Here is a 10,106-nt window from a genome sequence, read left to right as displayed (position 1 = left end):
GCCCTCGGCATGCCCACCGTCCGACGGCAACCCCACGACCTTCAACCTGGAGATCACCCCAGATCAGCCGACGCGAAGCGAAACACGGAGGTTAGTACGACCGAGTCTGCATTCGGGATGTCCACGCCCTCGCCGAGAACCCGGCACTGGGAGACGATCCGGTGCCTCAGACCGTCGTCCTCCTCGCCCCGCCCGAACCCGCAGATCACCTGCTTACGAAAATCGACGCCGTGCTCACCGGACAGCCACTGCGCCCACATTTCGGCCGGGTATTTCTGAGCATTGTCGAGATGCAGCTTCTCTACCGTCTGGTTCAGGGTCTCGGAGAAGTACCGGGCTTCGAGAGTGCGGTTGTGGAAGGTGATGCACCGCTCCAGGCCGCGCTCGACCATCGTCTTCACGACCCCGGCCTGGATCGCGGCGAGGTGTGCGGCCGGCACCTCGTCCCCGCTCCCGTCCGCAGCCTCACCGGCACCGGGCCCGAACGGCATGCCCTGCCGCGCCGCACCAGCGCGGTCGGCGAGCGGGTCGCGCAGCTCCAGGACCACGACCTCGAACGGCGCGAGAAGCTTGCGGTCGATGGCCTCCGCGAGGCCCAGCGTGAACACCTGCGGCCCGTAGACGCGCACATCGTCCATGGACACTGCGAGCTCCTCGGGCAGCGGCTGGCGGGCGTCCTCGCGCCGCCTCATGGCTGCACTGGGCGGTGCCCAGATCCGCGGGGTGGCGGTCACGTACAGCCGGCGCTCCGCCGGAATCTCCGCCTGATGATGGACCACGGTCCAGGTCTTCTCGACACTCCCCGAGGACCGGTGCGCCTCATCGGCCACCAGGAGCGCCAGCGGCGGCAACGGCTCGCCCTGGCGCTCGGCCCAGTAGGCGTACGCGTCCGCCACGGCCCCGACCGAGGTGTAGGTCGCGAACAGCGTGGTGGGCCGGCGGTGCTTCGCGGCGTGCTGCAGCCACATGCCGATCATCAACGGACTGGTCGTCGCCCTCACACCGTAGGGCAGCTCACCGTCGACCAGGGAGCAGATCGCGTGCATGGCCCCGGAGCGGCCGACGGCCCGCCACGAGCCGATCATCTGCACCAGCAGGTCCAGCGTCGGCACCACCACCGGCACGGTCCCGCGCGGGGCGAGCTTCTGCCCGGCCGCCGCCCCCACGTACGACTTCCCGGAACCGGTGGCCATCTGCACCGTCACCCGCAGCCCACCCGGCGAGGCCGGCCGCCCCGGACGAGGCGTCAGGCCCCGCACGATGGCCTCCAGCGCCTCCTCCTGGTGCCCCCGCAACGAGACCACGGCGCGACCTGGCTCCGTCACCTCACTGACCTCCTCGCTGTCCGTGACCCAGCGCCGTTCCGGCACTGGACCGTATTCACACGACGGGAGCCTCCCATGTCCGGCCAGCACTGGAGCCAGTTCGGCGAGGTCGTGCACGACGGAATCGGCCTGCTCCGCGTCGATCCATCAGACCAGGTCGTAGTGCGACGTGTACCGGTGGGCATACTCCAGGGCGACCTGGGTCTTGCCGACGCCGCAAGCCGTATAGGTCTGAAGGGTGGGCACCGCGGTGGGGCCGCCGACCAGCTGTTCACGCAGTCGTCGAGGACCTTGGCGCGCCCGGTGAGGGACGGGTTGCGCTGCGGACCGACCAGTAGGTGAGTCGGGCGCGGGGAAGCCGTGCGGGCGATTGCGGAAGTAGTTGGCGGTCTCATCACGGTTGACCTTCTCGACCTGGCCGGAGACAGCCACTTGGCTGGCGAACCGACGGCACCCAAGGCTCCTTGGCCACGGTGCGGTAGGCGGCGTCGACGCCCTGGTTGGCGGGCTGGCCCGGGTGCGTCGCCGAACGGGGCGAGGATCTCCCCGTAGGAGTAGAACGGCCGGTAGGGGACCTCCACGGAGGCCCAGTACTGGGCCAGTCAGGGTTCGGCGAGGCCGGGGGCGTATCTGGGCAGGTCGCGGCCGACGAGTTTCTCAGGCCTCCCGGAGTGCGCCCGTCCAGCCCTGCAGGGCCTCGTTGCCCCGCCGGCCGCCGCCCTGCCAGTGACAGTTGTCCCGCTGCGGGTCGGTGTCCTCCAGAGCGACCGTCCATCCGGCAGCGCTGTCCGGCGGCCGGGCTAGCAGGCGCCGCGAGCCGGGGTGTCCCAGGCGACGGCGGTGCCGCGGACAGTGAAGACGTCGGCGGTGGCGGTCAGCCGGGCCTGCCGCCGACGAGCAGCCGGCCCAGCGTGGGCGGGTGTGCGCTGTCGCCGCGAGCGGGGACCGGTAGCTCGAACGGGATGCGGGCACACAGTGCCGCGGCGGCGGCCGGACCGATCCGGTCGCGGACGGTGGTGATGAGCTGCTCAGGTCTCCGCAGAAGGCCGAGGGGTTGGCAAAGCCGCTGCCGGTTCGGTAGCGGTGGGCGTACAGTCCGCCGCCGGCGTGCCGGGCGTAGGGGCGGGGCGTCCCAGGTGGCGTGCGGGAGGAGAAAGTCGATCCGCGGCGGTTCGAGGCCGAGCAGGGCGTCGAGGACCGCGACGGGGTCGTTCTCGACGTCGATGGTGCACAGCAGTCCGGCGTAGAGGTGGCGGTACTCGGGGCGGCGCAGCAGGTGGAGGGCGGCGAGGACCTTGGCGTGGCTGGAGCGGCCGTCGGCGAAGCGGCGGTGCCGGTCGTTGGCGGCGCGGTCGCCGTCGAGGGAGATGCCGACTTTGATGCCGTACTCGGCGAAGAGGTCGCGGAAGGCCGGACTGAGCAGGACGCCGTTGGTGTGGATCCGCAGGTTGCGGGAACGTTCGTTCGAAATCGCCGGTGCGACAGGGCTCGTTCGGCCAGCAGGGGTTCCCCGCCGTGCAGCACAACGTGCGCGGCAGGACCGGTCGTGCGTTCGAGCGTAGTCGTAGAGTCGCTCGGCTGTCCTGGCCGGGACGTGCTCCAGGGACGGCCTGCGGCCTGCCGCGCCAACTGGTGTCCGCGTGCTCGTAGACGTAGCAGTGATCGCAGGCGAGATCACAGGGACTGTGCACCTCCAGCACGAATTGCGGGCCGGTAGCCGCCAGCGGCTACCGGCCCGGTCAGGTCAGCGGGTCATGAGGTAGTGCCCGAGCAGGGTGAAGGGGAGACCCCCGGCGGCGTAGGCGGCGCCAAGCAGCGCCCGCCGGCCGAGGACCCCGACCTGGGGCCGCCACCCCCGAAGACGCGCACGTGCTCTTGCTGCCAGGGACTGGAAGGTACGCTTCATGACAGGTGCTCCTGTTGTAGACAGCGGGTATCGGCTGGGAGTCCCCGACCGGCGCGGGCAAGGCGCAGGTCATCAACGGGGGCTCCCTCGCCATATGAGGGCGCAGACTGCCTCCGCAGCACTTCGCCCCCCAGCCTCATTTTACTGGGAGGGCAGGCCCAAAGCCGTTGGAGCATCGGCCCGGTGATGCTTAATCACTGGTCCAGGCGCATCTACGGGAACACCTGTTCAAAGCGCCAACTGCGCATCCGACAGCTCTCCCACGTCGGCCGGCACGGAGCTGCACAGCCGTCTGCACCGCGGACACCGGACCAACCGGCCCGGCCCCAGCCGGTCCGTGGCCCGCACCGGGTATGGTGCGCGTCAAGGGAGCGGTAGTGATGGGGCGCCAGGCCTGTGGCAGTGAGGGCGACATCCGACGCTGCTGGTCAGCCATCTGATGGATGACTGCTGTGGCTTGCGTTGTGGCACTGTCCCTCTTGTCGCCCTTGCAGGTCGCGGCCTCCTCGTCTGGTAGACCCCCCGCTGCGCGGCGGTCCCCGCGCAGCCGACCGCACCCCACCACACCCCGGCCGAGGCCAAGGAGCCCGGCGAGCTGCTCGCCGGGCAGATCACCCGCGGTGCAGCCTCCGGCATCGCCCGCTCGGTCACCGACTGGATCATCGAGCAGCTCACCGAGCACCTCGGCTGACACCCACGACCCACCCTCAGGGGGCGGCGCCCGGCCGGTGGCCGCGCGCGGGCGGGGTGGGTCGTTGCGGGCGGTCTTGACGCCTGCCGTGTGGGGCGGTGCCATGGCTTTGGGCGAAGGAGGGGCCGTGGCACCTGGTGGGGACAGCGATGCCGAGGACCGTGATGGTGAGGGCGGTGGTGATCGGCTTAGCAGCTCGCCGGAGCCGCACCGTCCCGGACCTGTGGACAGTTTCTGGGTGGGGGTGCTCGTCGTGATCGTGGTCGTGCTCCTTCTGGCCATCCTCGTGTCCCACATGGACTGGAGCCCCGGAAGCCCGGCCTACAACATGCCGCCCTACAAGTGACGTTCCCGCACGCCAGAGGCCTACGGGCCGGGGGGAGGAGCACGGTGCCAGATGATGACAACGACGTCGAGGGTCCCAGTGCCGAGAGAGACAGTGACCGACCCGGCCGCCCACCACGCCACTACGGATTCGAGGACACCTTCTGGCTGGTCCTGCTCGCGGTGATCGTGGTGATCTGCGGTCTGATCGGCTTCCTGTCCAACGGGGACCCCGGTCCCGGAGGCCAGAACATTACCGGCTGGCACTGAGAATTCGCGATTCATCGCTTCCACTGGACACAGGTTGGTGCGCGTCGGGGGAGTGGCAGTGGCGGGGCGTCGGTGTTCTGGCAGTGGCTGAGGTCTTGTTCCTGCTGGTCGGCTGCTCAGTGCCGGCTGTCGTGGTTTGTCGTTTGGGTGCTGTTGTTGTTGTCGTTTGTGCTGGTCGTGGCGGTGTCGCCCGGTATGGATGGCGGGGGTCCGGGGTGGTGCTGCTAGCGCATGTCGTTTGCCGCTGTCAGGTGTTTTGCGTTTTCGGTGTCGTGGCCGGTGATGGGGTGTCACTGATGAGGTGTGGACGAACGAGTTGTATTGGGGCGTGATCAGGCCCGCCGGGTCGCGGTTGCGCGTCTCCTGGCTCTCGACGCGCGTGGTGAGCCGGTCTCGGCGCATGTCCGGCTGATCGCGTCCGCCGTGGGGGTGGGGGAGCGCGTTCTGCGAACCGCCCAGAGGATCACTGGACTCCCTCACCACTTCACACCGGACCTCTTTCGGCGCCCGGGTGAGACGGAGGCCGCCTCACAAAGAACGCCGGACGTCACTGAGCCTCTTTCATCCTGAGCTTTCGCAGGTCGCGAGGCTTTGGATCATGAGGGTGTGGACGGCGGCGATCAGTCGGCTGATGCGGTTGGTCGAGCAGCGGGCTTTACGGAAGACCTTCCAGGTCTTCAGCTGGGCGCAGGCGCGTTCGCCGGGTGCACGCAGGCGGGCGTGGTCGCGGTTGTACTGCTGGTAGTGCTCGGGCAGTTCGTGGTGGTTGTAGTAGGGGGTGCGGACGGTGGAGCCCGCGCCTCGATAGGCCCGGTCGGCGAGGACGAGGACCTCGCGGGTCAGGCAGGCCTGGACGATGCCGTGGGCGCGGGCCGCGGTCAGGTCGTGAGTGCGCCCCGGCAGGGCACGGGAGAACCACAGAGGTGTGCCGTCCGGGGCAGCGACGACCTGCACGTTCATCCCGTGCTTGCGGTGCTTTTGCGAGTAGTACGGCTCGTCGGCGGCGATCCGGTCGGTCGGGATCAGCGTGCCGTCCACGATCACGAAGTCGCCTTCGCCCAGTCCCACCAGGGCCTCGCGCAGGCCCGGCGCCCACGCGGCCAGGACCTCGACGGTCTCGTCCACGTACCGCCAGGCCGTCGCCTCCGACACCCCGAACCCGGCTCCCAGTTGCGCGAGGGTCTCGTTCTTCCGCAGATGGGCCAGGACCAGCAGGGCCTGCTTGAAGCAGCCCAACCTCCTCCATCGTGAGCCGAGTTCACGCCTTCGGGTGTAGATGAGCCAGGAGACGTGCTCAACGAGCTCGTGCGGGACATCGAGCATGGCAGGATACGGAACCAACAGGGCCCCTCGGCGGCGACGTGATGAGTGAGATCACCACGGCAACGACGAGGGGTCCTGTTGCGTCACTGCAACCCGCTGACCAGCTATTTCACCCTGCCGAGATAGGATGAAAGAGGTTCACTGACCGCCTTCCGGCCCTCCCTGTCGGTGAACCGCGGGGCGGGCAGCAGGCCGGTGAGCGGCGCGGGTCGGGCCGGGGAGCGGCGTAGGGTGGGGTGCAGTGTTCAGGGCTTGTCGATCCCGGCCGTCGCACCGGCCTCGTTCCGGACACGCGGGCACCGGCGGCGGGGCCGAGCCGGGGCAGGATTCGGTGACACCATGACCACCCGGAAACACCCGACCACCCCGACCACCCCGACCACTGCTGGTAGACACGGGCTGACGGCCGCAGACGCAATGGAACCCTGCGGGCCGCGCATCACCGCCGGCGCCAGCATCGAGCAGGCCGACCGCCTCCTGACCGACACCGGCGCCACCTGCCTGCTGGTGTGCACGGACGACGACCGATGCCAAGGCCTGGTGACCCCCGCCTCGCTCGCCCCGTTCCTCGCCTGCACCTGGTACACCGCCCACTCCCGGGTCAGCGACGCAATGCGCCAGTGCGGCCCGTTCGCCTGGCCCACCCTGGCCCTCTCGCTCGCCGCAATGACCATGCACGTCAAACGCCTCGACCCGTGGCCCGTCGTCGACGACGACGGGTACCTCCTCGGCGTCCTTTCCCGCACCCGCGTCACCGCCCTCCTCGCCGCACCCACCCTCCGAGCCAACGTCTCCAGCACAGCGGACCACCGGACGCGGTCAAGGACCCGCTGACCTGCCCGACCACGGCACCAAAGAAGCACACCCTGGATGCTCCAGACCGAAAACCAGAACTGACGGGCCGTCTTCCCACAGCCGGCCCGGCCACGAGACACAGCCCCATCAGCGGCTGCAGCACAGGTGAGGGGCGTTGCCGACCGCAGCTTCCGCAGCGCGGTCGGCTGGCCCCCAGGGCCTTGACGCGCCGCCCGGCAGTGTCCTGGGAGCGCCAGGGCTTGTATTTCAATTACTGCCTGTTCAGCGGGAGTTGGTGGGAGGGTGGACCATGACTGTGCGTCCGCCCGTCACCGCGTTACGGGCCAAGTTCGATCGGATCCTGCCGCATCTTGATGAGCGGCGCCGTCGGCTCTACCTGGCCAGCGAGGCTGCGGCCATCGGCCACGGCGGGATCACCCTGGTGGCCGCTGCGTCCGGGGCCAGCACCGTCACCGTCGCACGCGGCATCACTGAGTTGGCTGGGGACCCGGTGCCGACGCGGAGAGTCCGGGCGGCGGGAGCCGGCCGCAAGCCGTTGACGGTCACCAACCCCGGCCTGCTGGCGGCACTCGAGGCGCTGATCGAGCCGCACACCCGAGGTGATCCCGTCTCCCCGTTGCGATGGACCACCCTGTCGCTGCGGGCCCTGGCCTCGACCCTCACGTCGCAAGGCCATCCGGTCGGTGCCGCAACCGTCGGGCGCCTACTGCACGGCCTGGGCTACAGCCTGCAGGGCACCGTCAAGACCACCGAGGGCGCCAGCCACCCGGACCGCGATGTCCAGTTCGCCCACCTGAACGCCACGGCCACCGCCTTCCTCGACGGTGGGCAGCCGGTGATCAGCGTCGACACCAAGGCCAAGGAATGGCTCGGCAACCGCGACCGGCCCGGCCGCACCTGGCAGCCGGGCAAGGACCCGATCAAAGTCGACTGCCACACCTTCACCACCAGCGACCAGCCCGTCGCCATCCCCTACGGGATCTACGACATCGCCACCAACACCGGCTGGGTCAACGTCGGGACCGACCACGACACCTCCGAGTTCGCGGTCGAGTCCATACGCCGCTGGTGGCAGCGCCGCGGCCGGGTGCACCACCCGGACGCCACCCGGCTGCTGATCACCGCCGACGCCGGCGGCTCGAACGATCCCCGCCGCTGGACCTGGAAGAAGCACCTGGCCGCCTTCGCGCTGGAGAGCGGACTGGAGATCACGGTCTGCCACTTCCCGCCGGGCACGTCGAAATGGAACAAAATCGAACACCGAATGTTCTGCCACATCACCGCGAACTGGCGCGGCCGACCGCTGACCAGCTACCAAGTCGTCATCGAAACCATCGCCGCGACCACCACACGTACCGGGCTGACCATCGGCGCCGAGCTGGACACCGGCAGCTACCGCCTGGGCTCCACGGTGACCGCTGCCGAGTTCCAGGCCTTGCCGATCACACCCAATGCGTTCCACGGCGACTGGAACTACACGCTGGCACCCGTCCCGCCCCGAACGCCACCAGCGCCGGCGGCCGCCCGGCGGATCGACCCCGCCCTGACCGAGATGCTCAGCAATCCGGCCCTGACCGGCATGCCACGGTCCGACTTCGAACACCTGGTAGCAGTCTCCGAGCCGTACTGGGACGCCCTCGCCGAGGCCGCCTTCCAGCGACGCTTCCACCGTCCACGCAGCTACCTCCACCCGCAGACCAGCAGCCTCGACCACTACCACCGGCTCCTGACGGCGCTGTTGCGCCGCCGCAAGGCGATCACCAGCACCCTCCTGGCGGAGCTGCTGGGCGTCACCCGCACCAACCTCTCCAACCAGTTCCAAGACGGACACCGGCTCCTGGACCTGCACCGCGTCGTCGTCACACCACTGCCTGGATCGCCCGCCCGGACCCTCGAACAGCTTCGAGTTCGCTTGCCTGACGAGAATCCCCAGGAAGATCAACCCTGACAGTTATTCAGAGACAAGCCCCCAGCAGGCCCGGGCACTGCCACTTCCCACCACTGTGCCCAGCGCCCCCGGCCACCTCGGGTGCCCCGACCCGGTGCGTTCCGCCGGGCTGCCGAACGGCAGACAGAGCCCGGCACCTTCCCCCGCCATACGGCCGGTCGCCGGGGCCGATGCAAAACACCGGGCGCCTTCCTTGCACGCGCGCCTCCCACCGGCCCCGCCCGGGCGACCCTAGGGCCGGGCGGGGAACCGGTTGAGCCGGATTCACCTCCTCGGGCACTCGGTCCGGCTGCTCCCTGCGCAGCCGGACCGTGGTGTTTCCCACCTGGTCTGACGCCGCGTCGTCGGGCCGCCCAGGGCCTGCGTGGGCGCAGGGCCGACGGCGCCGTCCAACCGGCTGAACGGATGGTCTCGGGCGTGGAATCCCGTCGGGGGAGCGCCGATTCTGCGACGGTTTGTCCATGCCTGTGCCCTTCGTTCTGATCCTTCCGGTCTTCGTTCTGCCCCGGTGCGCGACCTGCGGGTACGACACCCAGGGCACCCGGGCCAAGCCGGGCGGCACGGTGCGCTGCACCCGGTGCAAGACGATGCGCAGGGTCCCGATGGGCCGCCCCCTGTTCGGGCCGGACGACCCGGCGGCGACCGTGCTGGTGCGCGGCAGCCGCCCCAACGGCAGCGAACAGACCGCCCCGGCCCCCACCCGGGGCCCGAGGCGGCGGGTCGCGCCGACCCGCGGCAGGACCCGCCCGACCCGTTCGATGCGGGAAGGGCGCAGCGGGCGTGAGAGAGAAGCTCGGCGCGCCGCTCACCCAGTGGCGGGAGCGCCTGCAGAACGGGACCGGGGGAAAGCCGGCCCGTACGCCGCTGGTACGCAACGGCCGGATCCTGGCCGCCAGCGCCGTCGTGGCCGCCGGCCACGGCGCCCTGTTCTGGCTGCTCGCCGCCCGCTGGTTCAGCACCGACACGGTCGGCCGCAGCTATGCGCTGCTGTCCGCGGCGATGCTGCTGGCCACCCTCGGCTCGCTCAACCTCGGCGACCGCCTGGTGCGGTTCCTGCCGACCGCGGGCCCGCGGGCTTCGAGACTCCGAAGGGCGGAGCGAGCTGCCGCAGCGTCAGATAGATTGCGCCAGTGGGCCGTCGGCCCTGCCGCGAACACGGCGGGGCATGCCCGCACGGCGCCCCTCGACCTCGAATCCGCTGCCGAGGTCGACGACGGGTCGCGATCAGCCGCAGTGCACGTTGAAGCCGCCGCTGACGTTGTCCTCGATGCCGCCTTCCCAGTTGATGCAGCTGTGCTCGGCGTGCAGGTAGACCGGTCCGGCGTAGGACCGGTAGTAGTTCTCGTCGAGCTTCGTCCAGGTGGAGGCGCCGGCCAGGCTGAGCCCGGCGAGCATGAGGATCGGTTGCCCCGGGCTGTTGCGGACCGTGACCACGCAGTTGTTGCCGTTGCTGCTGTTGTAGGTCAGGTAGACCGTGCCGCCGAGGTTGAGGTCGCGGTGGTC

6 protein-coding genes and 3 pseudogenes are annotated in these 10,106 nt (G+C 69.9%); 4 read left to right on the top strand and 5 right to left on the bottom strand.

Annotated features, from left to right (window positions below; genetic code table 11):
* Positions 1 to 53: 53 nt before the first annotated feature.
* The 3 genes from AB0P35_RS40395 to AB0P35_RS40385 form a co-directional block, all read right to left on the bottom strand.
* A complete protein-coding gene (locus AB0P35_RS40395) occupies positions 54 to 1,325 on the bottom strand; it encodes a DEAD/DEAH box helicase family protein (protein WP_179419743.1) in 1,272 nt (423 codons plus the stop codon).
* 874 nt (positions 1,326 to 2,199) lie between these two features.
* Positions 2,200 to 3,003 (bottom strand): hypothetical protein, encoded by an 804-nt coding sequence (locus AB0P35_RS40390; RefSeq protein WP_363521260.1) that lies wholly within the window; start codon positions 3,001 to 3,003, stop codon positions 2,200 to 2,202.
* A 66-nt stretch (positions 3,004 to 3,069) separates the two neighbouring features.
* Complete coding sequence (locus tag AB0P35_RS40385) at positions 3,070 to 3,231, bottom strand: hypothetical protein (protein ID WP_179419741.1); 162 nt, start codon at positions 3,229 to 3,231, stop codon at positions 3,070 to 3,072.
* Between the two features lie 914 nt (positions 3,232 to 4,145).
* Here AB0P35_RS40385 and AB0P35_RS40380 point away from each other — a divergent pair.
* On the top strand, positions 4,146 to 4,268 hold the full coding sequence (locus AB0P35_RS40380; protein ID WP_257019559.1) for a hypothetical protein: 123 nt from the start codon (positions 4,146 to 4,148) through the stop codon (positions 4,266 to 4,268).
* 44 nt (positions 4,269 to 4,312) lie between these two features.
* Entirely contained in the window at positions 4,313 to 4,516 is a 204-nt protein-coding gene (locus tag AB0P35_RS40375) for a hypothetical protein (RefSeq protein ID WP_095877549.1), read from the top strand.
* 561 nt (positions 4,517 to 5,077) lie between these two features.
* Here AB0P35_RS40375 and AB0P35_RS40370 read toward each other — a convergent pair.
* Positions 5,078 to 5,897, bottom strand: a pseudogene (locus tag AB0P35_RS40370) (transposase family protein).
* A gap of 281 nt (positions 5,898 to 6,178) precedes the next feature.
* Here AB0P35_RS40370 and AB0P35_RS40365 point away from each other — a divergent pair.
* Together AB0P35_RS40365 and AB0P35_RS40360 are read left to right on the top strand one after the other, a co-directional pair.
* Positions 6,179 to 6,673 carry a CBS domain-containing protein gene (locus AB0P35_RS40365; protein ID WP_144298831.1) on the top strand — a complete coding sequence of 165 codons (495 nt, stop codon included), beginning with the start codon at positions 6,179 to 6,181 and terminating at the stop codon, positions 6,671 to 6,673.
* 271 nt (positions 6,674 to 6,944) lie between these two features.
* Positions 6,945 to 8,506 (top strand): annotated as a pseudogene (locus tag AB0P35_RS40360) (ISAzo13 family transposase); the annotation flags it as partial.
* A gap of 1,321 nt (positions 8,507 to 9,827) precedes the next feature.
* Here the strand turns inward: AB0P35_RS40360 and AB0P35_RS40355 are convergent.
* Positions 9,828 to 10,106: pseudogene (locus tag AB0P35_RS40355) on the bottom strand (spore-associated protein A); the annotation flags it as partial.

It is taken from the genome of Kitasatospora sp. NPDC085879, assembly GCF_040686255.1.
Lineage (GTDB): Bacteria > Actinomycetota > Actinomycetes > Streptomycetales > Streptomycetaceae > Kitasatospora.
The sequence above is the reverse complement of the archived record's forward strand: the minus strand, read 5'-3'. Positions and strand labels throughout refer to the sequence as shown.